Origin of the sequence: Streptomyces sp. NPDC101110 (assembly GCF_044759525.1) — a bacterium.
GTDB lineage: Bacteria > Actinomycetota > Actinomycetes > Streptomycetales > Streptomycetaceae > Streptomyces.
This window is the reverse complement of sequence record NZ_JBIVZM010000004.1, coordinates 306,826-331,814: the sequence shown is the minus strand read 5'-3', so window position 1 is coordinate 331,814 and position 24,989 is coordinate 306,826. Positions and strand designations below refer to the sequence as shown.

23 protein-coding genes are annotated in these 24,989 nt (G+C 73.1%); 6 read left to right on the top strand and 17 right to left on the bottom strand.

The genetic code is table 11. From position 1 onward, the window contains the following. Positions 1-66: 66 nt before the first annotated feature. Positions 67-744 (top strand): hypothetical protein, encoded by a 678-nt coding sequence (locus tag ACIQU3_RS10845; RefSeq protein WP_403924443.1) that lies wholly within the window; start codon positions 67-69, stop codon positions 742-744. Between the two features lie 193 nt (positions 745-937). On the opposite strand, the gene ACIQU3_RS10840 is transcribed toward ACIQU3_RS10845, so the two are convergent. Continuing rightward, positions 938-1,927, bottom strand: coding sequence for an NAD(P)H-quinone oxidoreductase (locus tag ACIQU3_RS10840; RefSeq protein WP_403742000.1), 990 nt, complete (start codon positions 1,925-1,927; stop codon positions 938-940). A 170-nt stretch (positions 1,928-2,097) separates the two neighbouring features. On the opposite strand from ACIQU3_RS10840, the gene ACIQU3_RS10835 reads away from it, so the two are divergent. Continuing rightward, positions 2,098-3,117, top strand: a complete 1,020-nt coding sequence (locus tag ACIQU3_RS10835; RefSeq protein ID WP_403741995.1) for an ATP-binding cassette domain-containing protein — start codon at positions 2,098-2,100, stop codon at positions 3,115-3,117. Beyond that, positions 3,114-3,962, top strand: coding sequence for an ABC transporter permease (locus ACIQU3_RS10830; protein WP_403741993.1), 849 nt, complete (start codon positions 3,114-3,116; stop codon positions 3,960-3,962). The genes ACIQU3_RS10835 and ACIQU3_RS10830 overlap by 4 nt, the downstream gene beginning before the upstream one ends. Before the next feature lie 108 nt (positions 3,963-4,070). Here the strand turns inward: ACIQU3_RS10830 and ACIQU3_RS10825 are convergent, their stop codons facing one another. From ACIQU3_RS10825 to pdhA, 6 genes are all read right to left on the bottom strand, one after another. After that, complete coding sequence (locus tag ACIQU3_RS10825) at positions 4,071-5,180, bottom strand: potassium channel family protein (RefSeq protein WP_403741991.1); 1,110 nt, start codon at positions 5,178-5,180, stop codon at positions 4,071-4,073. Beyond that, a complete protein-coding gene (locus tag ACIQU3_RS10820; RefSeq protein ID WP_403741988.1) occupies positions 5,177-6,565 on the bottom strand; it encodes a molybdopterin molybdotransferase MoeA in 1,389 nt (462 codons plus the stop codon). Before ACIQU3_RS10820 ends, ACIQU3_RS10825 begins: the two co-directional genes overlap by 4 nt. Beyond that, positions 6,562-7,641, bottom strand: coding sequence for an NTP transferase domain-containing protein (locus ACIQU3_RS10815; RefSeq protein ID WP_403741985.1), 1,080 nt, complete (start codon positions 7,639-7,641; stop codon positions 6,562-6,564). Before ACIQU3_RS10815 ends, ACIQU3_RS10820 begins: the two co-directional genes overlap by 4 nt. A gap of 86 nt (positions 7,642-7,727) precedes the next feature. Then, the gene (locus ACIQU3_RS10810; protein WP_403741982.1) at positions 7,728-9,230 is read right to left on the bottom strand and encodes a dihydrolipoamide acetyltransferase family protein; all 1,503 of its coding nucleotides are present in this window, start codon (positions 9,228-9,230) and stop codon (positions 7,728-7,730) included. After that, the gene (locus tag ACIQU3_RS10805) at positions 9,230-10,234 is read right to left on the bottom strand and encodes an alpha-ketoacid dehydrogenase subunit beta (RefSeq protein WP_403741979.1); all 1,005 of its coding nucleotides are present in this window, start codon (positions 10,232-10,234) and stop codon (positions 9,230-9,232) included. The genes ACIQU3_RS10810 and ACIQU3_RS10805 overlap by 1 nt, the downstream gene beginning before the upstream one ends. Next, entirely contained in the window at positions 10,231-11,376 is a 1,146-nt protein-coding gene (pdhA, locus tag ACIQU3_RS10800; RefSeq protein WP_403741976.1) for a pyruvate dehydrogenase (acetyl-transferring) E1 component subunit alpha, read from the bottom strand. Before pdhA ends, ACIQU3_RS10805 begins: the two co-directional genes overlap by 4 nt. Positions 11,377-11,566: 190 nt before the next feature. Here pdhA and ACIQU3_RS10795 point away from each other — a divergent pair, with 190 nt between their 5' ends. After that, entirely contained in the window at positions 11,567-12,052 is a 486-nt protein-coding gene (locus ACIQU3_RS10795; RefSeq protein ID WP_403742047.1) for an Lrp/AsnC family transcriptional regulator, read from the top strand. Positions 12,053-12,070: 18 nt separating this feature from the next. On the opposite strand, the gene ACIQU3_RS10790 is transcribed toward ACIQU3_RS10795, so the two are convergent. From ACIQU3_RS10790 to ACIQU3_RS10780, 3 genes are all read right to left on the bottom strand, one after another. After that, complete coding sequence (locus ACIQU3_RS10790) at positions 12,071-12,379, bottom strand: hypothetical protein (protein ID WP_403924440.1); 309 nt, start codon at positions 12,377-12,379, stop codon at positions 12,071-12,073. A gap of 87 nt (positions 12,380-12,466) precedes the next feature. After that, complete coding sequence (locus tag ACIQU3_RS10785; protein WP_403741970.1) at positions 12,467-13,057, bottom strand: TetR/AcrR family transcriptional regulator; 591 nt, start codon at positions 13,055-13,057, stop codon at positions 12,467-12,469. Next, the gene (locus ACIQU3_RS10780) at positions 13,054-14,571 is read right to left on the bottom strand and encodes a 3-hydroxyacyl-CoA dehydrogenase (protein ID WP_403741967.1); all 1,518 of its coding nucleotides are present in this window, start codon (positions 14,569-14,571) and stop codon (positions 13,054-13,056) included. The genes ACIQU3_RS10785 and ACIQU3_RS10780 overlap by 4 nt, the downstream gene beginning before the upstream one ends. Before the next feature lie 160 nt (positions 14,572-14,731). Between ACIQU3_RS10780 and paaN the strand changes: the two genes are divergently transcribed. Then, positions 14,732-16,423 carry a phenylacetic acid degradation protein PaaN gene (paaN, locus tag ACIQU3_RS10775; RefSeq protein ID WP_403741963.1) on the top strand — a complete coding sequence of 564 codons (1,692 nt, stop codon included), beginning with the start codon at positions 14,732-14,734 and terminating at the stop codon, positions 16,421-16,423. A gap of 95 nt (positions 16,424-16,518) precedes the next feature. On the opposite strand, the gene ACIQU3_RS10770 is transcribed toward paaN, so the two are convergent. From ACIQU3_RS10770 to ACIQU3_RS10760, 3 genes are read right to left on the bottom strand one after another with little or no spacing between them, the layout of a single operon-like run. Beyond that, positions 16,519-17,262 carry a TrmH family RNA methyltransferase gene (locus ACIQU3_RS10770; protein WP_403741960.1) on the bottom strand — a complete coding sequence of 248 codons (744 nt, stop codon included), beginning with the start codon at positions 17,260-17,262 and terminating at the stop codon, positions 16,519-16,521. Further along, the gene (locus ACIQU3_RS10765) at positions 17,259-18,467 is read right to left on the bottom strand and encodes an HTTM domain-containing protein (protein WP_403741958.1); all 1,209 of its coding nucleotides are present in this window, start codon (positions 18,465-18,467) and stop codon (positions 17,259-17,261) included. Before ACIQU3_RS10765 ends, ACIQU3_RS10770 begins: the two co-directional genes overlap by 4 nt. Then, entirely contained in the window at positions 18,464-19,246 is a 783-nt protein-coding gene (locus ACIQU3_RS10760; protein ID WP_403924709.1) for a DUF5819 family protein, read from the bottom strand. The genes ACIQU3_RS10765 and ACIQU3_RS10760 overlap by 4 nt, the downstream gene beginning before the upstream one ends. A 379-nt stretch (positions 19,247-19,625) precedes the next feature. On the opposite strand from ACIQU3_RS10760, the gene ACIQU3_RS10755 reads away from it, so the two are divergent. Next, on the top strand, positions 19,626-20,759 hold the full coding sequence (locus ACIQU3_RS10755; RefSeq protein WP_403741956.1) for an acyl-CoA dehydrogenase family protein: 1,134 nt from the start codon (positions 19,626-19,628) through the stop codon (positions 20,757-20,759). 181 nt (positions 20,760-20,940) lie between these two features. Here the strand turns inward: ACIQU3_RS10755 and ACIQU3_RS10750 are convergent, their stop codons facing one another. From ACIQU3_RS10750 to ACIQU3_RS10735, 4 genes are all read right to left on the bottom strand, one after another. Next, complete coding sequence (locus tag ACIQU3_RS10750) at positions 20,941-21,270, bottom strand: rhodanese-like domain-containing protein (protein ID WP_053670196.1); 330 nt, start codon at positions 21,268-21,270, stop codon at positions 20,941-20,943. Positions 21,271-21,410: 140 nt separating this feature from the next. Continuing rightward, positions 21,411-22,244 (bottom strand): hypothetical protein, encoded by an 834-nt coding sequence (locus ACIQU3_RS10745; protein ID WP_403741951.1) that lies wholly within the window; start codon positions 22,242-22,244, stop codon positions 21,411-21,413. 157 nt (positions 22,245-22,401) lie between these two features. Then, positions 22,402-23,841 carry a DUF2252 domain-containing protein gene (locus ACIQU3_RS10740; RefSeq protein WP_403924437.1) on the bottom strand — a complete coding sequence of 480 codons (1,440 nt, stop codon included), beginning with the start codon at positions 23,839-23,841 and terminating at the stop codon, positions 22,402-22,404. A gap of 225 nt (positions 23,842-24,066) precedes the next feature. Further along, positions 24,067-24,765 carry a ScbR family autoregulator-binding transcription factor gene (locus ACIQU3_RS10735; RefSeq protein WP_366716904.1) on the bottom strand — a complete coding sequence of 233 codons (699 nt, stop codon included), beginning with the start codon at positions 24,763-24,765 and terminating at the stop codon, positions 24,067-24,069. Positions 24,766-24,989 lie beyond the last annotated feature (224 nt).

Genomic DNA, 24,989 nt, shown 5'->3' with positions numbered 1-24,989 from the left:
ATTGCCACGATATGACCGAACTTGCCGTTTACGCCCTGCCGGGCACGGCGGGAAGGGGTCACCCCCGTGACTCCATGGCTACGCGCACTGCGGGCGGCGGGACTGGTGCTCGCCCTGGGGGCCGGCGCGGTCGTCTCACCTTTCGCATCCGTCCCGTCGTACGGGGCTGTCCTCGCCCACGACGAGGAGACCGACCCGGAGGGCGCCGAGGGGGCGCGGTCCGGGCCGCTCACCGCCCGGTCCCCGAGGCCCGCTTCCTCGGCCCCGTCGGCCGCGCCGGCCGGACAGACCCGGCCGGCCGTGCAGTCCCCCAGGCCGACTGCGTCGCCGCCGACTGCCTCACCGTCCCGGTCCGCCCCGTCACCCCTGGCGGCCCCGTCGGCCCGGGCGGCTTCCTCGGCGGCGTCCGTGGCGGCGTCCGTGGCGGCGTCCGTGGCGGCTCCCTCCGCCGCCGGTGAGCCCTCCCGGGCCGGGAGCAGGGCGGGAGAGGGCCGGGCGCGGCCGGGACGGCCGGAGGACGCGGTGCAGCGGCCGGACCTCTCCGACGCCACGGCCCTCCCCGAGGAGCCACGGGAGACCGCCCCGGTGCCGTCCGCCCCGGCCGAGCAGCCCGTACGCGAGGCGGCCACCGCCGAACGCCCCGTCGGCCCGGTCCTGCGGATCCTGCCCCTGGGCAGCGGCCTGGTCCTGATCGGCCTGGGGCTGGCCCTGGCCTTCGTCGCACTGCGCCTGCGCCGGGCCTAGGGGGCGGCCGGGCCCAGGAGGCTTCTGACGGACGTCGCGACACCACGGAGATCCGTCAGTAGCCCCACAGGGAGGGCCCAGGAGATGTCCGCGATGTTCCGCCTGCCCCGCGGCGCCCGGCACGCTGTCCGCAATGTCCCGCCTCCGGGCGGACGACGCCACTTCGCAGACACCCCCTGGGGGCGGGGTGGGCTCAGGTGCCCTGCGGGGTGATCAGCAGGACCTTTCCGACGTGGCCGCTCTCCTCCACCACGCGGTGCGCGGCGGCAGCGTCCCGCATCGGGAGTTCGCGGTCGACGACCGGGCGCAGATGGCCTCCCGCGAGCAGGGGCCAGACGTGTTCGCGTACGGCCGCGACGATGGCGGCCTTCTCCTCGAGGGGCCGGGCCCGCAGTGACGTCGCGCTGATCGCGGCGCGCTTGGCCAGCAGGGCGCCGATGTTCAGCTCGCCCTTGACGCCGCCCTGCATGCCGATGATCGCGAGCCGGCCGTTGACGGCGAGGGCCTTGACGTTGCGCTCCAGGTACTTGGCGCCCATGTTGTCGAGGATCACGTCCGCACCGGCGCCGTCCGTCGCCTTCCCGACCTCCTCGACGAAGTCCTGCTCGCGGTAGTTGACCAGGATGTCGGCGCCCAGCTCGGCACACCGCTCCAGCTTCTCCTTCGTACCGGCCGTCACGGCCACCCGCGCTCCGACGGCCTTGGCCAGCTGGATCGCCATCGTGCCGATACCGCTGGAGCCCCCGTGCACGAGGAGCGTCTCGCCGGGCCGCAGGTGGGCGATCATGAAGACGTTGGACCAGACCGTGCAGGCCACCTCGGGCAACGCCGCCGCCTGCGTCAGGCCGACGCCCTCGGGCACGGGCAGCAGCTGTCCGGCCGGGACGGCCACCTTCTCGGCGTAGCCGCCGCCGGACAGCAGCGCGCACACCTCGTCGCCGACCTTCCAGCCGGAGACGCCGGTGCCGATCCCGGCGATCCGGCCGGAGCACTCCAGGCCGGGGTACGGGGACGCGCCGGGCGGCGGTTCGTAGAAGCCCTGCCGCTGCAGGATGTCGGCCCGGTTGACGGCGCCGGCCGCCACCTCGACCAGGACCTCGCCCTCGCCGGGCACGGGGTCGGGGACCTCGTCCCAGACCAGCGCCTCGGGCCCACCAGGTTCGGGAATCGTGATCGCATGCATGCAAGGGACCGTACCCGCCGCTCTGGGACCGAGTCCGCTCCGTCCCGAGGTCCTCCCCGCGTGCGCCGCCGGACCTGTCCCGCCGAAAAAGTCGTGTGCGTCACCGATGAGTTTGCGCGACGGTAAAGGTCTCCCCATGCGTAGCCCAAGCACGCGGAAGGACCCGAAGCATGAGCACGCAGTTGTCCGGCCTGGCGATCGAGACCGCGGGCCTGGTGAAAACGTTCGGCGACACGAGGGCCGTCGACGGAGTGGACCTGTCCGTGCCCGCGGGCACGGTCTACGGCGTCCTCGGCCCGAACGGCGCCGGCAAGACCACCACCGTGAAGATGCTCGCCACACTCCTGCGGCCGGACGGCGGCGAGGCGCATGTCTTCGGCCACGACATCGTCCGCGAGGCGGACGAGGTGCGCGGCCGGGTGAGCCTCACCGGCCAGTACGCGTCGGTGGACGAGGACCTCACCGGCACCGAGAACCTGGTCCTGCTGGGCCGGCTGCTGGGCCATCACAAGAAGGCCGCCCGGGAGCGCGCCGCCCAGCTGCTGGAGGCCTTCGGGCTCACGGACGCGGCCGCGAAGCAGGTCAAGCACTACTCGGGGGGCATGCGGCGCCGCATCGACATCGCCGCGTCGATCCTCAACACCCCGGACCTGCTGTTCCTCGACGAACCGACGACCGGCCTGGACCCGCGCAGCCGCAACCAGGTCTGGGACATCGTGCGGGCCGTCGTCGCCCAGGGCACCACCGTGCTGCTGACCACGCAGTACCTGGACGAGGCCGACCAGCTGGCGTCCCGGATCGCCGTCATCGACCGGGGCAAGGTGATCGCCGAGGGCACCAAGGGCGAGCTGAAGTCGTCCGTCGGCGCCGGGTCCGTCCACCTGCGGCTGCGCGATGCCGACCAGCGTGATCTCGCGGCCGGCCTGCTGCGCCGCGCGCTCGACGCGCAGGTGCAGCCGGAGCCCGACCCGGTGGCCCTCACCGCCCGCCTCGGCACGGCGGCGAACGACGACTCCGCCGCCGAGCAGGCCGCCCGCGCGCTGAACGAACTGGCCCGGGCCGGCATCACCGTCGACAACTTCTCGCTGGGCCAGCCCAGCCTGGACGAGGTGTTCCTCGCCCTCACCGGGCACGACACGCACGACTCCACCGACCGCTCCGACGACCCGAAGGACGAGGTGGCGGCATGAGCACCGCGACGACCACCGAGAGCAAGGAACTCGCCCCGGTCAGCGCCGAGTCGCTCGCCGCCCTGCTCGTCGCCAGGGAGCGGCCGCCGCGGCCCAGCGCGTGGTCGGCGTCGATGACCTTCGGCTGGCGGGCGATCCTCAAGATCAAGCATGTGCCGGAGCAGCTCTTCGACGTCACGGCGTTCCCGATCATGATGGTGCTGATGTACACGTACCTGTTCGGCGGGGCGCTGGCCGGCTCGCCGGAGGAGTACATCCAGTTCCTGCTGCCGGGCATCCTCGTGATGTCGGTCGTGATGATCACCATGTACACGGGTGTCTCCGTGAACACCGACATCGAGAAGGGCGTCTTCGACCGGTTCCGCAGCCTGCCGATCTGGCGGCCGTCGACGATGGTCGGCTATCTGCTCGGTGACGCCCTGCGGTACACGATCGCCTCGGTCGTGATGCTCACCGTCGGCATCATCCTCGGCTACCGGCCGGACGGCGGGGTCCTCGGCGTGCTCGCCGGGATCGCCCTGCTGGTGGCCTTCTCGTTCGCCTTCTCGTGGATCTGGACGATGTTCGGGCTGATGCTGCGCACCGAGAAGTCGGTGATGGGCGTCAGCATGATGGTGATCTTCCCGCTCACGTTCCTGTCCAACGTGTTCGTCGATCCCAGGACGATGCCGGGCTGGCTGCAGGCCTTCGTGAACAACAGCCCCATCACCCATCTGGCGTCGGCGGTGCGCGGCCTGATGGGCGGCGACTGGCCGGCCGACGAGGTCGCCTGGTCGCTGGGCTGGGCCGCCCTGTTCGTGCTGGTCTTCGGGCCGGTCACGATGCGGCTGTACAACCGGAAGTAGCCCTCGGGGTCCGGCACTTCGGCCGGCCGTCACGCACTGCTCGGGGTGCGGTCCGGCCGGCCGGGCGCTCAGCCAGGGTGCGGTTCGGCCGGCCGGGCGCTGCGCGCGTCAGTTGTTGCGGGGCATCGGGGGCATCGGGCGGATGTCCGGTGCGACCTGGGTGGCCGGGGTCGCGCGCACGATCGTGATGAGACGGTCGGTCAACTCCAGCCTGCCGACGGCGGGATCGTCGTAACCGAGCACCCGGTGACCGCGTATGACGCTCACCACCAGGTCGGCGACCTCCCGGGGCGTCTTGCCCACCTCGGCCTTCACCACCGGCCGTTCCACGATGTCGAGGCCGCTGCCCTGCTGGATGAGGTCCTCCATCACCATGCCGGCGGAGGGGCTGAGCACGGACAGCCCGAGCAGCCGGCCGGCGGCGCTGGCGCTGGTGACGACCGCGTCCGCGCCTGACTGCTTGAGCAGCGGAGCGTTCTCCTCCTCCCGCACGGTGGCCACGATCTTCGCCCCGCGGTTGAGCTGGCGAGCCGTCAGCGTGACCAGGACCGCCGTGTCGTCGCGCTGGGTCGCGATGATGATCTGCCGCGCCTTGTGCACCTCGGCCCGGGTGAGGACCTCGCTGCGGGTGGCGTCCCCGACGATGCCCGCGTAGCCCTCGGCGGTCGCGGCGTCGATCACCTTGGAACTGGGGTCGACCACGACGACCTGCTCCTTCTTCAGGCCCGTCGCACAGACGGTCCGGATCGCCGATCTGCCCTTCGTGCCAAAGCCGATGACGACGGTGTGATCGCGCAAGGTGGACCTCCAGCGGGTCAGCCGCCACTCCTCCCGGGTGCGTTCGGTGAGGGCTTCGAGCGTGGTGCCGACCAGGATGATCAGGAACAGCACGCGCAGGGGCGTGATGACGAGGATGTTGGTGAGCCGGGCGCTTTCGCTGGCCGGGGTGATGTCACCGTAGCCGGTGGTGGAGAGGGTGACGGTCGCGTAGTAGAACGCGTCGAGGAGGCTGATGCCGCCGCCCGCGTTGTCGTTGTAGCCGTCGCGGTCGGCGTAGACGATCAACGCGGTCAGCACGAGGACGAACAGCGCCATGGAGAGCCGTTTGGCGACCTGGCGGATCGGGTGCTCCACCACTTTCCTCGGGAGTTTCACCCGATGGGTCACCAGATGTTCGTCGGCCTGGCGGGCGATCGCGTCCTGGCCCGGAAGTTTCACGTGAAACACACCCCGATTCCTCCGGACGCCCAGGGCAGGTCGAGCAGTTCCGTCTCCTGTCCCGTGCCTGCACCGCCCGGCGGGACCACGGCCAGCGCGTCGGCCGCCGCGATACCGCGCAGCATGGCGGGGCCGTTGTAGTGCAGCGGTACGGCCTCGTCGCCGCGCAGGACGACGGGGACGAGCCGCGTGTCGTGCGGGTGCCCGTGGACGCCCTCCCGGAGCGGCATCGTGTACGGCTCGGGGGCCGGGCGGGCCGTGAGGATCCGCAGCAGCGGTTCGGCGAGGGTCAGCAGGCCGGAGACGGCGGCGAGCGGATTGCCGGGCAGTCCCACGAGGTGCTGGGTCTGCGTGGTGCGGGCCAGCAGCATCGGATGGCCCGGGCGCACCTTGACCCCGTCCACGAGGAGTTCGGCACCGATCCGGCGCAGCGTGGGATGGACGTGGTCGACGGGGCCCGCCGCGGTGCCGCCGGTGGTGAGGAGAACGTCGGCGTCGGAGGCGGTGACGGCCTCGTACAGCGCGTCGGCGTCGTCGCGGATGCGCCGGACGGCGGTGACCTCGGCGCCGAGCGCCCGCAGCCAGGGCGGCAGCATGGGGCCGAGCGCGTCCCGGATCAGGCCGCCGTGCGGCAGGCCCGCGGTGAGCAACTCGTCACCGAGCACCAGGACTTCGGCACGGGCCCGGGGGACGGCGGTGACGGTGTCGTATCCGGCCGCCGCCGCGAGCCCGAGGACGGCCGGGGTGACGAGCGTGCCGACGGCGAGCAGCTGGTCGCCGGTACGGCATTCCTGGCCGCGTGGGCGGATGTCCTGGCCGGGGACGACGTCCCTGGTCGCGTAGAGGCGGCCCTTGTCGTCGGTGCGGCCGTGCTCGCTGCGCAGGACCGCGGTGGTGTCCGGCGGGATGCGGGCGCCGGTGGCGATCCGGACGGCCTCGCCGTCGGTCAGGGACCCGGGCGCGGCGTGCCCGGCCAAAACCCCCTCGTCCCGTACGCGCCAGGGTGCGGGGCCGCAGACCGCCCAGCCGTCCATCGCGGAGGTGTCGAAGGAGGGGAGGTCGGTGAGCGCGTCGAGCGGGGCGGCGAGGGTCAGGCCGAGGGCGGTGTCGAGGGGTGCGGAGACGGGGGCCCGACGGGCGGCCCGGGCGGCGTCGCGGCCGGCGCGTTCGGCGACGGCCCGGGCCTCGGGCCACGCGGTGGCGCGGTGGTGGCTGTCGGGCCGGGCCGGAGTGTCCGGCTGGGACGCGGTGCGGGCACTGTCCTTCCCGCCTCCGGCCGCGGGGCCGGGCAGGTGGTCGCCGTTGCTGTTCCTCACGAGGGCGAGCACCTCCTCGACATCGAGGTCCTCGGCGTCCTCTCCGGCGCGGGCGCCGTGCCGGCTCATCCGGCGTCCGGCCGGGTGTCCGGCGTGGCGTCGGGGGCCACATCGCCCTGCGGGGGCTGCGTGGCGTCGGCGGCCGCGTCGCCCCGGGTCTGCTGTGCGCCTTCGGAGGCCACGCCGCCGCCCTGAGGCTGCTGCGAACCGCCGTCGGGGGGTCCGGCCTCGGACGTCTTCTCCTGTGCCCAGCGCGCGGCGAGCGCCACGGCCTTGCGGGCGGCCTCGGCGACCGCCTCGGGGCCGCCGCCGGCCTGTGCGGCCGCGTAGCCGACGAGGAAGGTGGTCAGCGGCGCCGCGGGCCGGGCCACCCCGTGGGCGGCGTCGCGGGCGAGGTCGAGCAGGCCGCGGGTGTCGACGTCGAGGTCGATCCCCAGTTCGTCCTTGACGGCGGAAATCCATTCATCCAACACGTGCCCATGCTCCCTGATACGTGCCCTGGCGGTGGCGATGTCGTCCCAGGTGTCGCAGTCGAAGGACGCGACCGGGTCGGAGATACGGGTGAGGTTCAGCTCGGCGGTCAGACGCCGCAGGGGGAGACCGGTGAGAGCGTCGTGCCGGCCGGTGAGGAGCGCGAGTTCCGCACGCAGCCGCGACGCCCGGTAGGCGGCCACGAGGGGCTGGTCACGGCCGCCGGGGTCGGTCAGCAGCACGCCGTCGGAGCCGCTCGTCCGCAGCGCGCTCAGCAGGCGGCTCACGGTCGGCTCCCGGAGGAACGGCAGATCGGCGGAGAGCACCACGAGGTGCTCGGCCGTGGTGTGGCGCAGCCCGGCGTCGAGCGCGGCGAGCGGGCCGCCGCCGGGTGGGTCCTCACGCGCCCAGGTCACGGGCCGTGCGGTCGGTCTGGGCGCGGCGACGACGACGGTGGTGCGGGCGGTGGCGCAGGCCGCGAGCACCCGGTCCAGCAGGGGCCGTCCGCCGACCCGCACACCGGGTTTGTCCGTGCCGCCCAGCCGCCGGGCGGCACCGCCGGCGAGCACGACGGCGTCGTACCGGGCGGGCCCGGCGTTGTACCGGGCGGGCCCGGCCCCGTGCGCGGGCCCGGGGGCGGCGCCGGGTTCACCGGGGGGCTGGTAGGCGGTCACCCTCCGAGTATGCGTGCCCCCGCGATCACACGGAACGCGGGGGAAGCGACGCGATCACCTACAGCGGCTCGGACGAGGAACAGGAATCACAGCGTCCGCAGCAGCACCGCCGGCTGTTCCACGCAGTCCGCGACGTACCGCAGGAAGCCGCCGGCCACGCCTCCGTCGCACACCCGGTGGTCGAAGGTGAGCGAGAGCTGCACGACCTGCCGCACCGCCAGCTCGCCCTCGTGCACCCACGGCTTGGGAACGATGCGGCCGACGCCGAGCATCGCGGCCTCCGGGTGGTTGATGATCGGCGTGGAGCCGTCGACGCCGAAGACCCCGTAGTTGTTCAAGGTGAAGGTCCCGCCGGTGAGTTCGCCCGGTGTCAGCGTCCCCGTGCGGCCCGCCTCGGTCAGCCGGGCGAACTCTGCGGTCAGCGACTCGGCGTCCCGCGCGTGCGCGTCCCGCACGACCGGCACGACCAGGCCCCGGTCGGTCTGCGCCGCGAACCCCAGGTGCACGTGGTCGAACCGCACGATCTCCCGCGCCTGCGCGTCGACCGTGGAGTTGAGCTCGGGGAAGCGGGCGAGGGCCGCGGTGCAGATCCGGGCGAGCAGGGCCAGGAGGGAGATCTTCGGTCCGCCGGCCGCGTTCATGGCCGCACGCGCCCGCATGAGCTCCGTGGCGTCCGCGTCGACCCAGCAGGTGGCGTCCGGGATCTCCCGGCGACTGCGCGCCAGCTTGTCGGCGACGGCGCCGCGGACGCCCTTGAGCGGGGTGCGGATCTCGCCGGTGAGCGGAGCGCGGGTCTCGCCGTGGGCCGCCGTCGCGGAAGGGCGGGAGGCGAGAGCCGGGCTCGGTGCGTGCTGCACCTCGTGCGGGCGCGGCACGGCCGGCGATTCCACCGGGGCCCCCTGGGTGCCCGCGACGCGCAGCGCGTCCTCCACGTCCGCCCGCAGGATCAGCCCGTCGGGGCCGGACCCGGTCAGCGCCCGCAGGTCCAGGCCGTTCTGCCGCGCCAGCCGGCGCACCAGGGGTGAGATCACGGGGACGGGGCCGTCTGCGGCACCGAGGCCGTCCGCCGTGCCGGGGCCGTCGGCCCGGCCGTTCACGGTCGTCACGGAGCCGGCGGCCTGCGCTTGGGACGCCGGGGAAACCGGCTCCGTGGCCGCCGCGGCGTCCGCCCGCCCGGTCGGCGACCCGGCGGCATCGGCCCGACCGGCTGTCGCGGACGCGCCGGACAGGGGCCGGTCCTGCCGGACCCGGCGGCGCCGCGCGGGCGCCTCGGAGGTGCCGTAGCCGACCAGGACGTTGCCCGATTCCCCGGAGCCGGTGTCCTCGTCGCCCGAGGCGGGCCGCTCCCCCACGGCCACCGTGATCAGCGGCGCCCCGACGGGCAGTTCCGTGCCTTCCTCGCCGAAGCGGGCCGTGACCACACCGCCGTAGGGGCAGGGCACCTCGACCATGGCCTTGGCCGTCTCGACCTCGACGACCGGCTGGTCGATGGCGACCACGTCGCCGACCTCGACCAGCCAGCGCACGATCTCCGCCTCGGTCAGCCCCTCACCGAGGTCGGGCAGCTTGAACTCCAGCACCTGTGCCATCAGCTCTCGGCCTCCCACTGCAGACGCCCCACGGCATCAAGGATCCGGTCCACACCGGGCAGGTGGTGGCGCTCCAGCATGGGCGGCGGGTACGGGACGTCGAACCCGGCCACGCGCAGCACCGGCGCCTCCAGGTGGTGGAAGCAGCGCTCCGTGACCCGCGCCGCGATCTCCCCGCCCGGGCCTGCGAAGGAACCCGACTCGTGGACGACGACCGCCCGCCCCGTGCGCCGCACCGACGCGCTCACCGTCTCGTCGTCGAACGGCACCAGGGAACGCAGGTCGACGACTTCGAGGTCCCAGCCCTCGGCCCGGGCCGCCTCGGCCGCCTCCATGCAGACGGGCACGGACGGCCCGTACGTGATGAGCGTGGCGCTGCGGCCCGGGCGGCGCACCACCGCGCGGCCGATCGGCTCGACGGGCGCCGGCTCCTCGGGGTTCCAGGAGTCCTTCGACCAGTACAGCCGCTTGGGCTCCAGGAAGACGACCGGGTCGTCGGAGGCGATGGACGCGCGCAGCAGCCCGTAGGCGTCGGCGACGGTCGCGGGCGTGACGACGTGGAGCCCCGGAGTCGCCGTGTAGTACGCCTCTGAGGAGTCACTGTGGTGCTCGACGCCGCCGATGCCGCCGCCGTAGGGGACGCGGATGGTGATCGGCAGGGGCATCCTGCCGCGGGTGCGGTTGCGCATGCGGGCCACGTGCGAGATGAGCTGCTCGAACGCCGGGTAGGCAAACGCGTCGAACTGCATCTCCACGACCGGCCGGAGACCGTACATGGCCATGCCGACCGCGGTGCCGAGGATGCCGGCCTCGGCGAGCGGGGTGTCCGTGCAGCGGTCCTCGCCGAATTCCTTGGCGAGTCCGTCGGTGACGCGGAAGACGCCGCCGAGGGTGCCGACGTCCTCGCCCATGACGTGCACGGCGGGGTCGGCGGCCATGGCATCGCGCAGCGCGCGCGTGAGGGCCTGCGCCATGGTGGCCGGCTTGACGGCGACGGTGGTCATCGGTGCGTGCCCCCCTCGGACTCGGCCTCGGCCTCCAGCTCGGCCCGCAGCTGTTCCCGCTGTTCCAGCAGCTGGGGCGTGGGCTCGGCGTAGACGTGATCGAACAGGTCCATCGGGTCGAGGACCGCGTCCTTGTTCATCTGCTCGCGCAGGGCCGCGGCCATGGTCTCGGCGTCCTGGCGGGCGGCCTCGATGCCGGCTTCGTCGAGGAGGCCGCGTCCGGTCAGCTCACGCTCCAGCAGCCGGATCGGGTCGTGCTCGCGCCAGGTCTCGACCTCGGCGTCGCCGCGGTAGCGGGTCGCGTCGTCGGCGTTGGTGTGGGCGTCGACGCGGTAGGTGATCGCCTCGACGAGGGTGGGGCCGCCGCCCGCGCGGGCGTGGCGTACGGCGTCGGCGAGCACCTCGTGCACGGCCGCGGCGTCGTTGCCGTCGACCAGGCGGCCGGGCATGCCGTAGCCGACCGCCTTGTGGGCCAGCGACGGGGCCGCGGTCTGCTTGGCGAGCGGGACGGAGATGGCGAAGCCGTTGTTCTGCACGAGGAAGACGACCGGGGCCTGCCAGACGGCGGCGAAGTTCAGCGCCTCGTGGAAGTCGCCCTCGCTGGTGCCGCCGTCGCCGACCATGGCCAGCGCGACCACGTCGTCGCCCTTGAGGCGGGCGGCGTGCGCGAGGCCCACGGCGTGCGGCAGCTGGGTGGCGAGCGGGGTGCACAGGGGGGCGACCCGGTGCTCGTGCGGGTCGTAGCCGGTGTGCCAGTCGCCGCGCAGCAGGGTGAGCGCCTCCACGGGGTCCACGCCCCGGGCGACCACGGCGAGCGTGTCGCGGTAGCTCGGGAAGAGCCAGTCACGCTCCTCGAGGACCATGGCGGCGGCGACCTCGCAGGCCTCCTGGCCGGTGGTGGAGGGGTAGACCGCGAGACGGCCCTGCTTGGTGAGGGCGGTGGCCTGCGCGTTGTAGCGGCGGCCCTTCACCAGCTGCCCGTACAGCGCCCTCAGCAGCTCGGGGTCGGCCTTGGCGGCCGCCTCGGTGCCGAGGACGCGGTACGGCTCGGCGTCGGGCAGCAACGGCGCGGGATCCGTCCGGGGCTGCCAGGCGGGCGGCGGGGTCGGCTTGTACGCGCCCCGCTGCTCCATGACCGTCATGACGGCACCTCCTCGTGGGAGCGGCTCGAAGAGACGCGTCGGCTGTGACTCGCCTCACCTACCGATTGTTCGGTCGACGGCACAATTTGGCTATGGGTGGCCCCAGGCTGTGGACAAACGGTTCTCCACAGCCTGAGATGGACGCAGTACGTCCATGGCAGGGAGGTCGGCGCAGGTGGCATCTGAACAAATGGCCGAAGGACCGGACGACACTGGCGTGCTGCCGCCGCCGCGACCCCTGGACGCCATAGATCAGGACATCCTGCGCATGTTGCAGGCGGACGGCCGCGCGTCGATCCGGTCGGTCGCCGAGCGGGTCCACGTCTCCCGGGCGAACGCCTACGCCCGCATCAACCGGCTCGTGGAGGACGGTGTCATCCGGGGCTTCGGCGCCCGGGTCGATCACCAGCGGGCGGGACAGGGCACGTCCGCGTACATCACGCTGAAGATCGTCCAGAACTCCTGGCGCACGGTCCGCGAGGAACTCAGACAGCTGCCCGGCGCCTCCCACATCGCCCTGGTGGGAGGCGACTTCGACGTGCTGCTGCTGGTCCACGTCTCCGACAACCGGTCCCTGCGCGAGCTGGTCCTGACCCGGCTCCAGGCGATCCCCCAGGTGCTCAGCACACGCACCCTGCTGGTGTTCGAGGAGGAGGACCTGGAACCGCAGGGCTGACGGGCCGGGCCGCGCCCGTCAGCCCGCGGCCACCGCGACGCCGAGCAGCACCGCGAACGCCACCGGGAGCAGGGCACAGCCGAGCCCGGTGCCGGCGGCCGCGATCCGCAGTCCGCGCAGGGAACGGCGGTGCGGCAGCACCCAGGCGAGCGCGAGCAGGCCGGCCGCCCAGAACAGCACGCCCGAGAAGGCGCCGGGGCCGTCCTGGGATGCGAACCAGCGGTACTCCAGCACGAGGAGCGGCAGGCCGGGCAGGGTGGCCGCGAGCGGTGCCCGCCACCAGGTCCGGTGGGCGGTGCGAAGGGGCGGTGTGTCGTGTCCGGGCATGCGCACCACCCCATCACCGCCGGGTGGCCGGGACATCGTCACACGTACTCAGCCCGCCCGTCGCGGGTACTCACGCGCAGGGCACCGTCACCCGGCCTTGCGCAGACCTCCGAAGGCCAGCTGCACCACCGCGTCGGCCACCTCGCGCTCGCTCATGCCGCGCCCGTCCGGGCGGTACCACTCGACGATCGAGTTGATCATGCCGAAGACCAGCCGGGTCACCAGCCGCACCTCTATGTCGGCGCGCACGTCCCCGTCCGCCGCGGCCGCCTTGAGCAGGTCGGCGACCCGGTGGTCGAAGTCGCGGCGCCGCTCCAGGGCCCACCGCTCGGTGTCGGTGTTGCCGCGCACCCGCAGCAGCAGGGTCACGTAGGGCAGTTCGGAGATCAGCACCTCGACCATGCGCCGGACCACGTACTCCAGCCGGTCGGAGGCGCGCCCCACGCGCGCGTGCTCCTCGTCGAGGATCCCGAAGAGCCCGTCCAGGGCCCGGTCGACGGCCCGGCGCAGCAGCTCCTCCTTGCCGGTCACGTGGTGGTAGATCGACGACTTGGAGATGCCGGCCGCCTTGGAGAGGTGCTCCATGGAGGTGCCGTCGTAACCGCGCTCGTTGAACACCTGGACGGCGACGGACAGCAGGGTGTCCGGGGTGTAGGTGTCGCGCTTGGCGGTGGTCATGAGGCGGTGCCCTCCCGCTTGTCGGAGGCGTGGGCGTGGCGGTACAGCGCCAAGGAAGGCGCGTAGCGCCCCGAGGGGTCGCGCAGGTGCAGGTCGTCCAGCAGCGCGTAGGCCCAGGAGCGGCCGAGCCGGCGGCTCCACTCGAAGGGGCCCAGAGGGTAGTTGACGCCGAGGCGCATCGCGGTGTCGATGTCCTCCTCGGTGGCGACGCCCTTGGCGACCGCGTCGTGCGCCAGGTCGATGATCCGCGCCACCGTACGGGCGACGATCATGCCCGGAACGTCGCCGATGACACTGACCTGCTTGCCGAGCGCCTGGAAGAGGCCGATGGCCTCGGAGAGGGTCTGCGGGGAGGTGTCCTGGGAGGCGGACAGGGCGATCCGGGTGGCCGCGCGGTAGTCGAGCGCGAGGTCGAAGTAGACGACGTCGCGGAACTCCACCGAGGTCTGCCCGTCGGCGAGCGCGAGCTGCCCGCCGCTCGGCAGCACCAGGCGGCTGCCGCTGTCCTCGTCCTCGTCGCGGACCGGGATGCCCGTCTCGCGGATCAGCGTGAGCAGCTCGGCGGCCGGCCCGAGGTCGCCCTCGGCGACGACGTAGGCGGGCGGCTGCCGCTTCTCGGCGGTGTCCGGCTCGGGGCGCTCGGCGCCGTCGCCGTGGTCGTACCAGCCGTGGCCGGTCTTGCGGCCGAGCCGGCCCGACTCCACCAGACGCCGCTGGGCGAGGGACGGCGTGAAGCGCACGTCCTGGAAGAAGGACTCCCAGACCGACCGCGTGACCGACTCGTTGACGTCCTGGCCGATCAGGTCGGTCAGCTCGAACGCGCCCATCCGGAAGCCGCCCGACTCGCGCAGCACGGCGTCGATGGTGGCCGGGTCGGCGCCCTGCGACTCGTACACCGCGAAGGCCTCGGCGTAGAAGGGCCGGGCGATGCGGTTGACGATGAAGCCGGGGGTGTCCGCGCAGGCGACCGGCGTCTTGCCCCAGGCGCGGGCGGTCTCGTAAGCGCGCGTGGCGTACGTGACGTCGGTGGCGAACCCGGAGACGACCTCGACCAGCGGCAGCAGCGGCGCCGGGTTGAAGAAGTGCAGGCCGACGAACCGGCCCGGGACGCGCAGGGCGCCGCCGATGGCGGTGACCGACAGCGACGAGGTGTTGGTGGCGAGCAGGCAGTCGTCGGAGACGACGCCCTCCAGCTCGCCGAACAGCTCCTGCTTGACGTCCAGCCGCTCCAGGACGGCCTCGACGACCAGGGCGCAGTCCGCGAGCTCGGCGAGGGTCCCGGCGGGCAGCAGCCGGGAGCGGGCGGCGTCCCGCTCGGGGCCGGTGAGCCGCTCCTTCTCGACGAGCCGGTCAAGACGGGCGCCGATCGCGTCGGCCGCCTCCCGGGCCCGCCCGGGGACGGTGTCGTACAGCCGGACGGGATGGCCCGCGACCAGCGCGACCTGGGCGATTCCCTGGCCCATGGTGCCGGTGCCGACGACGGCCACGGGACTGCTGAGGTCGAGTGCTGTCATGTGCGCGATCCTCCCGCACGGGGTTTTCCACAGATGCGGCGGACCCCCTTGAACCGACCGATCGTTCGGTTACTCTAGCTCTGTCCGAGTGTTCCTGCCCAGGTTTCTGCCCAGGTCATGAACTCGACGAGGAGTTCTTGAGACGAGGAGTTGGTCATCCATGACCGCCGCACTCTCGGCGCACGAGCTGATCGCCCGGCACCGGTCCACCCTCGACCAGGCGCTGGAAGCGATCCGCACGCGCGCCTACTGGTCCCCGCACCCCGAGCACCCCAAGGCCTACGGGGAGAACGGCAGCCTGGACGCGGCGGCGGGCAAGGCCGCCTTCGACGCCCTGCTCGGCTCCCGCCTCGACCTCGGCCAGCCGGGCACGGACGACTGGGTGGGCGGCGAGACGTCCCCGTACGGCGTCGACCTGGGCGTGACGTACCCGCACGCGGACCTCGACGTGCTGCTGCCCGCCATGAAGGCCGGCCAGCGCGCCTGGCGGGACGCGGGCGCCGAGCAGCGCGCGGTGGTCTGCCTGGAGATCCTCAAGCGCATCAGCGACCGCACGCACGAGTTCGCGCACGCGGTCATGCACACCTCCGGCCAGGCGTTCATGATGGCGTTCCAGGCGGGCGGGCCGCACGCGCAGGACCGCGGCCTGGAGGCGGTGGCCTACGCCTATGTGGAGCAGGTGCGCACGCCCGACAACGCCGAGTGGACCAAGCCGCAGGGCAAGCGCGACCCCCTGGCCATGAACAAGCAGTTCACGCCGGTCCCGCGCGGCATCGCCCTGATGGTCGGCTGCAACACCTTCCCGACGTGGAACGGCTACCCGGGCCTGTTCGCCTCCCTCGCCACGGGCAACGCGGTCCTGGTCAAGCCCCACCCGCGCGCGGTGCTGCCGCTCGCCCTCACGGTCCAGGTCGCGCGCGAGGTGCTCGCGGAGACCGGCTTCGACCCGAACCTGGTGGCGCTGGCCGCCGAGCGCCCCGGCGAGGGCATCGCCAAGACGCTCGCGCTGCGCCCCGAGATCCGCATCATCGACTACACGGGCTCGACCGAGTTCGGCGACTGGCTGGAGGCCAACGCCCGCCAGGCCCAGGTCTACACGGAGAAGGCCGGCGTCAACACCGTCGTCGTCCACTCCACGTCCGACTACAAGGGCATGCTCTCCAACCTGGCCTTCTCGCTGTCCCTGTACAGCGGCCAGATGTGCACCACCCCGCAGAACCTGCTGGTCCCCCGCGACGGCATCACCACGGACCAGGGCCCCAAGTCCTACGACGAGTTCGTCGCGGACCTCGCCCGGGCCGTGGACGGGCTGCTCGGCGACGACGCCCGGGCGAACGCCCTGCTCGGCGCGATCGTCAACCCGGACGTGAAGGCCCGCCTGGAGGCCGCCGCGGGGCTGGGCGAGGTCGCCCTGGCCTCCCGCGAGATCACCAACCCGGACTTCCCCGGGGCCGTCGTCCGCACGCCGGTGATCGTCAAGCTGGACGGGGCCAAGCCGGACGACGAGGCCGCGTACATGAGCGAGTGCTTCGGACCGGTGTCCTTCGCCGTGGCCGTCGACTCCGCGGCGGACGCGGCGGAGCTGCTGCGGCGGACCGTCCGTGAGAAGGGCGCGATGACCGTCGGGGCGTACACGACCGACCCGGAGGTCGAGCAGGCCGTGCAGGAGGTCTGCCTGGAGGAGGCGGCGCAGCTGTCGCTGAACCTCACGGGCGGGGTGTACGTGAACCAGACGGCCGCGTTCTCCGACTTCCACGGGTCCGGCGGCAACCCGGCGGCCAGTGCGGCGCTGTGTGACGGGGCGTTCGTGGCCAACCGGTTCCGGGTGGTCGAGGTGCGCAGGGAGGCCTAGGAGCTCGGGGGTGCTCGTCCTCGCGCGGGTGACCGGTGCGTTGTGGTTGCCCGCGCAGGTCCCCGCGCGCCTGTACGGGTGCCCCGAGGGCGCTTCTAGAGGGGCGCTCCGAGGCTCCAGTGGTACAGCGTCATCGCCACACTGGTCGCCAGGTTGTAGCTGCTGACCTGAGGGCGCATCGGCAGGGACAGCAGGTGGTCGGCCCGGGTGCGCAGTTCGCCCGACAGTCCGGTGCGCTCGGAGCCGAACGCGAGGACGGCGTCGTCCGGGAGCTTCACCCCCCGGATGTCGTCGCCCTCCGGGTCCAGGGCGAACAGCGGGCCCGGCGGCAGTTCGTCGACGGCCAGCCGCTCCACGGTCGTCGCGAAGTGCAGCCCCGCCCCGCCCCGCACGACCGTCGGGTGCCAGGGGTCGAGCGTCCCGGTCGTCACCACGCCGGTCGCCCCCAGACCGGCGGCCAGACGGATCACCGCGCCCGCGTTGCCCAGGTTGCGGGGGTTGTCCAGGACCACGACCGGGGCCGCGCGGGGCATCCACGCGAGCTTCTCCACATTGGAGGCCCGGGTCGGCCGTACGGCGAGGGCGGCCACGGCCGTGGGATGCGGGCGCGGCACGAGCGACGCGTACGTCTCGTGCGGCACCTCAGCCAGCAACCCGGCCAGCGCGTCCCGCACGTCCGGGGCCAGCGCGTCGGCGAGGCCCAGCGCCGCCGCCCGGTCGGCCGTGACCGCCAGCGGCACCTCGGCACCGAAGCGCAGCGCGTGCTTGAGGGCGTGGAACCCGTCGAGCAGGACGGTGTCACCGGCGAGCCGTCGCCAGGTGGTCACGGGGTCGGTCATGCCCCGAAGCCTACGTGCGTGGCCTCCGGGCTCTCGCGGGTGCGCTGCCCGGGCAGCTCCGTACGCCCGCCCCGCCGCAGCCGGTCCCGCGCGCGGACCGCCCGGCCGCCCAGGCGGCGCAGGAAGCCCGTCGGCAGGAACACCGCGTCCGCCGCGATCATCGCCAGCGAGAAGAACGGCAGCCCGAGGACCACGGCGATCACGGCGTGCTCGGTCATCATGACGGCCAGCAGGACGTTCTTCACTCGCCGGTTGAACAGCGTGAACGGAAAGGCGACCTGCACGAGGACCGTCCCGTAGGTCACCAGCATCACCATCGTGCCGCTGGCCGACAGCAAGTCCGCGAGCGCCGGCCAGGGCGAGAAGTACTCCAGGTGGAGCGGGTAGTAGACCGCCGTGCCGTCCTGCCAGCGAGAGCCCTGGACCTTGTACCAGCCCGCTGTCGCGTAGATCAGGCACGCCTCGGCCATGATCACGAGCAGCGCGCCGTTGTGCGCGATGTTCGCGACGACGTCCAGCAGGATCCGCGGCTCACCGGTCCCGGCCCGGCGTCCCACCAGCCACCACAGGCCCAGCACCACCCACACCGTCCACAACAGGACCGGTATGAGCCGGTCCCCCTGCATGCGGCCGGCCAGGGTGACCGCGACCAGCACGAACCCGAGCACGCCCCACAGCACCGGCCCGGTCCGGTCCGTGACCCGCTCGCCCCGCGCGCGGGCCGCCCTGTCCCGCACGGCCCGCCGGGCGTCCAGCGACCACACCTGGGCGCAGCGCGTGAACACCAGGTAGATCGACATCAGGTGCAGCACATTGTCGCCGCCGTCGCCCATGAAGACGCTGCGGTTCTGCAGCGACAGCACGCCGACCATGAACAGCACCGACATGGTGCGGGTGCGCCAGCCCAGCATCAGCAGAGCGCCGGAGAGGACCGCGAGCGCGTAGACGATCTCGAACCAGACCCGGCCGTCCGACCACATCAGGACGGTGAAGGAGCCGTTGGAGCCGACCAGCTGCTGGGCGAGATCCCAGCTCCAGGGGCCGTCGGGACCGTACAGCTCGTGCCGGTGGGGGAGTTCGCGGAGCAGGAACAGCAGCCAGGTGGCGCTGAAGCCGATGCGGACGACGGCCGTCTGACAGGGGCCCAGGGCGGCCTCGGTGACCCGGGCGATGCCGCCCGAGACGGCCAGCGAGAAGCGGTTCACCGCATTCCTCCCTCGGCCTCGTCCCGCGGCACCTTCCACCACGGCAGCTCCCGGTAGGACGGTGTCGTGGAGACCTTCTCCCGGCTCCACGAGGGCGGCGGCACGTTGCTGGTCCGGGAACGCACCTGCACCCGTTCGATCACCCCGGCGCCCCCGGTCGCGGCCCGCACCGCGTCGTCCTCGGTGAGGCGCAACACCATGATCCGGCGCAGATAAGTCTCCGAGAGCGCACCCCGCAGCCCCACCGGGCGGTTCTCGCCGTCATGCGTCGCGACGAAGAAGTCCCAGGCCCGGCGCAGCTCGTTCTGCTGGGTGTGGCTGGGCAGCAGGTTGCCGTCGATGGCCCTGCCGTCCTCGGCGGACAGGTCGTACCAGCCAGTGGTCAGCGTCATGCCGTCCGGCCCGCGAACCCCGGCGCGGACCTGGATCGAGATGTTCTGCTGGAGCGGGTTCGGAGCGAAGAGCTTCCAGTTCTGCTCGAACTCCGGATAGATCCAGTCGTCGACGGCCTTGCCGTGCGCCCTGGTGACCGTGTTCGCCGGCGCGACGTGCAGGAACGTCATCCCTAGATGCACACACACCCCGATGGCGACCACCGCGAGGGCCAGGGCGACACCGACCTGGTAAGGCAGGGAGAGCGCGGCGACGCCGGTACTGGGTTCACCGGGCGGGCACGGCACGGGCGGACCGGCCGGCACCGGCTGTCGCTGGGGCGGGGTCGGGGGGCCCGGCGCGTCCGGGCCGTGCCGGGCGCTCGAGCCCTCGTCGTACGCGTCCATTCCGCCCCGTTCCACGATCCCGGTCCGTCGTTCCGTCCGCCCGGTCGCGAGGGCGTCGTACCGCCCGCGCTGCACCGCGCGGCATCGGCACCGGCACGGTACTCAGGACACCCACCCGCGCACAGCCCCTGCCCGCCCCTCCCGCAGTGGCCGTCGCCACACCACGGAGGATGACCGTACGGCGCGGGCGACCATCCGGGAGCCGCCGTCCCCGTGGTCCACAGGGGACCCCCGCAGGTTATCCACAGGGCGCCCCGGCCGGTCGCCGACGGGAGTGACACCCTACGGTGCCCGCCCGTACACCCATTCCCTTCTTCTAGAACCTGTTCTATCTTGACGCCCCGTCAGCTCATCGGGACCCGCCGGGAGGACAGGCACCGTGGACTTCACCTTCACCGAGGAGCAGCAGGCGGCGGCCGAGGCGGCGAAGGGCGTGTTCGCCGGGGTCGCCCCCGACGCCGTGCCCAGCCCGGCTCTCACCCCGGGCGCCGTCGCCGAGACCTACGACCGCGCCCTGTGGGCCAGGCTCGCCGAAGCCGACCTGCTGAGCCTGCTGCTCGACGCGCGGTACGGCGGGGCCGGCCTGGACGCCATCGCACTGTGCCTGGTGCTGCGGGAGTCGGCGCGGGTACTGGCCAGGGTGCCCCTGCTGGAGAGCAGTGCGGCAGCCGCGACCGTCCAGGCCTTCGGCGGGGAGGAGGTGAGGGCGGACCTGCTCGCCCGGGCCGGCCGGGGAGAGACCGTGCTGACCGTCGCCGCGCACGGCCGCACCGGCCACGACCCGGCCGAACAGTCCGTGACCGCCCGGCAGGACGGCGGGGACTGGGTGCTGGACGGGGTGCAGACGGCGGTGCCGTGGGCCTACGACGCGGACGTCACGCTCGTCCCCGCGCACACCGGGACCGGCCGGACCGTACTGGCCCTGGTGCCGCGCGGGCACGAGGGCGTGCGGCTCGCGGAGCAGTTCTCCACCAGCGGCGAACGGCTCGGGGAGCTGCGGCTGGAGTCGGCACGGCTCGCGTCCCGGGACGTCATCGACGCCGACGGGGCATGGGAGTGGCTGCGGGACCTGCTGGCCACCGGCACGTGCGCGCTGGCGCTCGGACTCGGGGAACGCGTGCTGCGGATGACCGGGGAGTACACGGGCAAGCGGGAGCAGTTCGGGTTCCCGATCGCGACCTTCCAGGCCGTCGCCGTGCAGGCCGCCGACCGCTACATCGACCTGCGCGCGATGGAGGCCACGCTGTGGCAGGCCGCATGGCGCATCGCCTCGGGGGCGCCGGGCCCGCTGCCCGCCGCCGGAGACGTGGCCGTGGCCAAGATCTGGGCGGCGGAGGGCGTCCGCCGGGTCGTGCAGACCGCGCAGCACCTGCACGGCGGGTTCGGCGCCGACGTGGACTATCCCCTGCACCGCTACCACGCCTGGGCCAAGCACCTGGAACTGTCACTCGGCCCGGCCGCGGCACACGAGGAGGCCCTGGGCGACCTGCTGGCGGCCCATCCGCCCGCCTGACCCGACAGCCGGGTCCGCCGGGGGCCCATGCGGGGTCACCGGTCGGCCGTCCCCGGTCGGCCGTCGCCGTCGGGAGTCTCTGGACGGGCGCCCTTAGTCGGGAATCCCTCGTCGGGAGTCGCCGGTCGGCGGGTTCTGGAGTCCCCGGTCGACGGGCCCCAGAGTCCCCGGTCAACGGGCCCTAGAGGACGAACCCCTGCTGCCCGTCGTCCGTCACGACGGGACGGCCCGCCGCCTCCCACACCTGCATGCCGCCGTCCACGTTCACGGCGTCGACGCCCTGCTGGGCCAGGTACATCGTGACCTGGGCGGACCGGCCGCCCGAACGGCAGATCACATGGACGCGGCCGTCCTGCGGGGCGGCCTCGGTCAGCTCGCCGTACCGGGCGACGAACTCGCTGATCGGGATGTGCAGCGCCCCTGCGGCGTGGCCGGCCTTCCACTCGTCGTCCTCCCGGACGTCCAGCAGGAAGTCACCGTCCTTGAGGTCCGCGACCGCGACCGTGGGCACACCAGCTCCAAAACTCATACGCCCGACGCTACCGGAACCGGCCGCAACACCGGCCCGGGCACGGCTCAGCCCTGCCGCTCTCGCCGACCCGGGCCCTGGCCACAGCCACGGCCCCCTACTCCCCGGCCCTGGCCCTGGCCCTAACCCTGGCCCTGACCCTCGCCCTCGCCGAGCAGCGTGGCCAGCTCCGTCTCCCGCTCGGTGACCTGGGCGAGCAGCCCCTGCCCGATCTCGTCCAGGAGCCGGTCCGGGTCGTCCGGGGCCAGCTGCAGCATGTGGCCGATGGCGCTGTCCTCCAGTTCCCGGGCGAGCAGCCCGAGCAGTTCCTTGCGCTGGGCGAGCCACTCCAGGCGGGCATAGAGCTCCTCGGCGCGGCTCGGTCCCCGTTTCAGCTGGGGTCCCTCGGCCCATTCCGCGGCGAGTTCCCGCAGCTCCTTCTCGTCTCCGCGGGCGTAGGCCGCGTTGACCCGTGTGATGAACTCCTCGCGCCGGCGGCGTTCCTTCTCCTCCTGCGCCAGGTCCGGGTGGGCCTTTCGGGCCAGGTCCCGGTACAGCTTGCGGGCCTCCTCGCTGGGGCGGACCCGCTGCGGGGGCCGGACCGGCTGGTCCGTGAGCATCGCCGACGCCTCGGCGAACAGACCGTCGCCGTCCATCCAGCCGTGCAGCAGTTCCTCGACGCCGGGGATGGGGGCGAGCCGCGCCCTGGCCTCCTCCGCCCGCTGCCGGTCCGCGGGGTCGCCGCTGCGGGCGGCTCTGGCCTCCAGGATCCGGGCGTCCAGCTCCTCGAGCCGGGCGTACAGCGGGCCGAGCTTCTGTTCGTGCAGCCGGGAGAAGTTCTCGACCTCGACGCGGAAGGTCTCCACGGCGATCTCGTACTCGATCAACGCCTGCTCCGCGGCCCGCACGGCCCGCTCCAGCCGCGCCTCGGGCCGTGCGGCGTCGCCACCATCCTGCTCAGCTTCCGGGGTCGTCACCCGACCAGCCTAGGCGACGCACCGACCGCGCCCACGCCCCGGAGACGAACGGCCCAAACCACGGCCAGGTGCGTCCCGCGCCCCCGCGCCCCTGCACCCCTGCACCCCTGCACCCCTGCACCCCTGCACCGAGACTCGCCCGTCGGCCGTGGCGCCCCTACACCCCCAGCTCCGCCGCCACCTTCCCCGCCTTCACCCCGGCCAGCAGATCCGCGTGGTCCGCCTCCGTCCGGTCCGCGTAGGTCACGGCGAAGGCCGCCATCGCCTCGTCCAGCTCCTCGTTCTTCCCGCAGTACCCGGCGATGAGCCGCGGATCGGCGCTGTGCGCGTGCGCCCTGGCCAGGAGGGCGCCGGTCATGCGGCCGTAGTCGTCCAGCTGGTCGGTGGCCAGGGCGGCCGGATCGACGCTGCCCTTGCGGTTGCGGAACTGGCGGACCTGGAAGGGCAAGCCGTCGACCGTCGTCCAGCCCAGCAGGTTGTCGCTGACGACCTGCATCCGCTTCTGGCCCAGCACGACCCTCCGGCCCTCATGGCCGGACTCCGGCGTCTCGAAACCGGCCGTCGCCAGATGCGGCACCAGCGCCGACGCCCGCGCCTCCTTCACCTGGAGCACCAGCGGCTCGCCCCGGTGGTCCAGGAGCAGCACGACGTAGGACCGGGTGCCGACGCTGCCCGTGCCGACGACGCGGAACGCCACGTCCTGCACCGCGTGCCGGGCGAGGAGTGGCAGCCGGTCCTCCTGCAGCGTGCCGACGTACTCCTCCAGGGACGCCGCCACCGCCGCGGCCTCGGCGTCCGGGACGCGCCGCAGCACCGGTGGAGCGTCGACGAAGCGGCGCCCGCCGTCCTCGGTGGCCTCGGTCGACTTGGCGGCGAAGCGGCCGCTGGTGTTGTGGCGGGCCTTCTCGGCGACCCGCTCCAGCGTGCCGAGCAGATCATGGGCGTCGGTGTGGGAGACGAGCTCCTCGTCCGCGATGGCGTTCCACGCGTCCAGGACCGGGAGCCTGGCCAGGAGCCGCATGGTTCTGCGGTAGGCGCCCGCCGCGTCGTACGCCGCCTTGCGGCACTGGTCCTCGTCGGCGCCCGCCACCCGGCCCGCGAGCACCAGGGAGGCCGCGAGGCGCTTGAGGTCCCACTCCCACGGGCCGGGCACCGTCTCGTCGAAGTCGTTCAGGTCGATGACCAGCCCGCCGCGGGCGTCGCCGTACAGGCCGAAGTTGGCCGCGTGGGCGTCGCCGCAGAGCTGGGCCCGGATTCTCGTCATCGGCGTGCGCGCGAGGTCGTACGCCATGAGTCCCGCCGAGCCGCGCAGGAACGCGAACGGGTTGGCGGCCATGCGCCCGACCCGGATCGGGGTCAGCTCGGGCAGCCGCCCGCGGCCCGATTCCTCGACGGCGCTCACCGCGCCGGGCCGGGAGGCGTCCAGGTCGAGCGAGGCGTGGGCGCTGCGGGGGATCCGCTTGCGCAGGGCCTTGCCCTCGTCCTTGGGCGAACCGGCGGCCGGCCACTCGGCGAAGCCGCGTACCCGGGGCAGCCTGCGCGGTGCCCCGCCTTTCGCCGTGCTCCCGCTCTCGTCCTGAGCTCCAGCCCTGGTCATCCCGACCGCCTCCCCCGCACGCGCACGAACATCAACTCGTGCCGACCGTACAACCGGCGGCCGAAACGCGTCAGACCCTGTGGACAACTCCACGACTGTGGACAGCCCCCGCCGAGCCGGACGGCACCGAGCCGGACCGCACCCAGCGAGGCCGGACCGCTCCGGCCCGAGCAGCACCGGCCCAGGCAGCACCGAGCCGAGCAGCACCGGGCCTCGCGGCCGTGCTCAAGCCCCCGAAGCCACGGTCGTCTGCGCGGGCACGGCGGCCCGGGCCGGCACGGCCGCGCCCTCCTCCGTCAGCACCTGCGCCAGCACCCGCTCGGCCCGCTCCACCGAGATGTCGAGCCTGGCCAGCACCGCCGGCACCGTGATGCTGGGCAGGAAGTGCTCGAACAGCACCACGACCCGGCGCTCCAGATCCTGCCGCTGGCAGCGCAGCTGGGACAGCAGCTGCACCCCGGAGAAGCTCCCGACCAGCAGCTCGGCCGTCTCCGCCACGTCGACGTGCTGGAGCAGTTCGCCCCGCGCTTTCGCCTCGGTCAGCATCTGCGTGTTCTGGTCGATCCACATCCGGAAGGCCGGGGTGCGGTCGAGGTCCATGGCCCCCTGGTCGAGGGCGAGCCCCACACTGGCCCGTACCAGCGGTTCGGACCGCAGGCGGCGGGCCATCACCAGACCGGAGTCGACGAGTTCCTGGAGCTTGCTGGTCTGCGGCGGGAGCGTGATCGCGAGCTGCTCCTCGAACACCCCCACCGCCAGCTCCTCCTTGGAACCGAAGTGGAAGTACAGTGCGCCCTTGGTGACGCCGGCCCGGTCCAGGATCTCGCCGATGGTCGCCGAGGTGTAGCCGCGTTCGTCGAAGACGGCCGCTGCCGCCTCCAGGATGGTCCGCCGGGTGCGGATCGCGCGCTCCTGTCGCGCCATCGGATGCCTCCTGATCTCCGTCGATCCCTGTGAAGTCGCTGTGTGGCGAGGGCGCGAGAGCCTGTTCCAGCGGCTTGGCTCACCCTTTGAAAAAAACCGGCTCGTCCGTATCTTAGTCAGGCGTCGACCGCGGCCAGGCAGCCGATCCTGGGGGTTCTCATGCCGCAGACAGGGCCTTTAAGCCCACTCACGGAGGATCAGACCGGACATGAGGGCAGTCCGGC

Bases quoted from the DNA above. Each gene is read 5' to 3' on its own strand.
- ACIQU3_RS10840 (WP_403742000.1), bottom strand. From the start codon at position 1,927: ATGCATGCGATCACGATTCCCGAACCTGGTGGGCCCGAGGCGCTGGTC.
- ACIQU3_RS10835 (WP_403741995.1), top strand. From the start codon at position 2,098: ATGAGCACGCAGTTGTCCGGCCTGGCGATCGAGACCGCGGGCCTGGTG.
- ACIQU3_RS10830 (WP_403741993.1), top strand. From the start codon at position 3,114: ATGAGCACCGCGACGACCACCGAGAGCAAGGAACTCGCCCCGGTCAGC.
- ACIQU3_RS10820 (WP_403741988.1), bottom strand. From the start codon at position 6,565: ATGAGCCGGCACGGCGCCCGCGCCGGAGAGGACGCCGAGGACCTCGAT.
- ACIQU3_RS10810 (WP_403741982.1), bottom strand. From the start codon at position 9,230: ATGGCACAGGTGCTGGAGTTCAAGCTGCCCGACCTCGGTGAGGGGCTG.
- ACIQU3_RS10805 (WP_403741979.1), bottom strand. From the start codon at position 10,234: ATGACCACCGTCGCCGTCAAGCCGGCCACCATGGCGCAGGCCCTCACG.
- pdhA (WP_403741976.1), bottom strand. From the start codon at position 11,376: ATGACGGTCATGGAGCAGCGGGGCGCGTACAAGCCGACCCCGCCGCCC.
- ACIQU3_RS10795 (WP_403742047.1), top strand. From the start codon at position 11,567: ATGGCCGAAGGACCGGACGACACTGGCGTGCTGCCGCCGCCGCGACCC.
- ACIQU3_RS10790 (WP_403924440.1), bottom strand. From the start codon at position 12,379: ATGCCCGGACACGACACACCGCCCCTTCGCACCGCCCACCGGACCTGG.
- ACIQU3_RS10785 (WP_403741970.1), bottom strand. From the start codon at position 13,057: ATGACCACCGCCAAGCGCGACACCTACACCCCGGACACCCTGCTGTCC.
- ACIQU3_RS10780 (WP_403741967.1), bottom strand. From the start codon at position 14,571: ATGACAGCACTCGACCTCAGCAGTCCCGTGGCCGTCGTCGGCACCGGC.
- paaN (WP_403741963.1), top strand. From the start codon at position 14,732: ATGACCGCCGCACTCTCGGCGCACGAGCTGATCGCCCGGCACCGGTCC.
- ACIQU3_RS10770 (WP_403741960.1), bottom strand. From the start codon at position 17,262: ATGACCGACCCCGTGACCACCTGGCGACGGCTCGCCGGTGACACCGTC.
- ACIQU3_RS10760 (WP_403924709.1), bottom strand. From the start codon at position 19,246: ATGGACGCGTACGACGAGGGCTCGAGCGCCCGGCACGGCCCGGACGCG.
- ACIQU3_RS10740 (WP_403924437.1), bottom strand. From the start codon at position 23,841: ATGACCAGGGCTGGAGCTCAGGACGAGAGCGGGAGCACGGCGAAAGGC.
- ACIQU3_RS10735 (WP_366716904.1), bottom strand. From the start codon at position 24,765: ATGGCGCGACAGGAGCGCGCGATCCGCACCCGGCGGACCATCCTGGAG.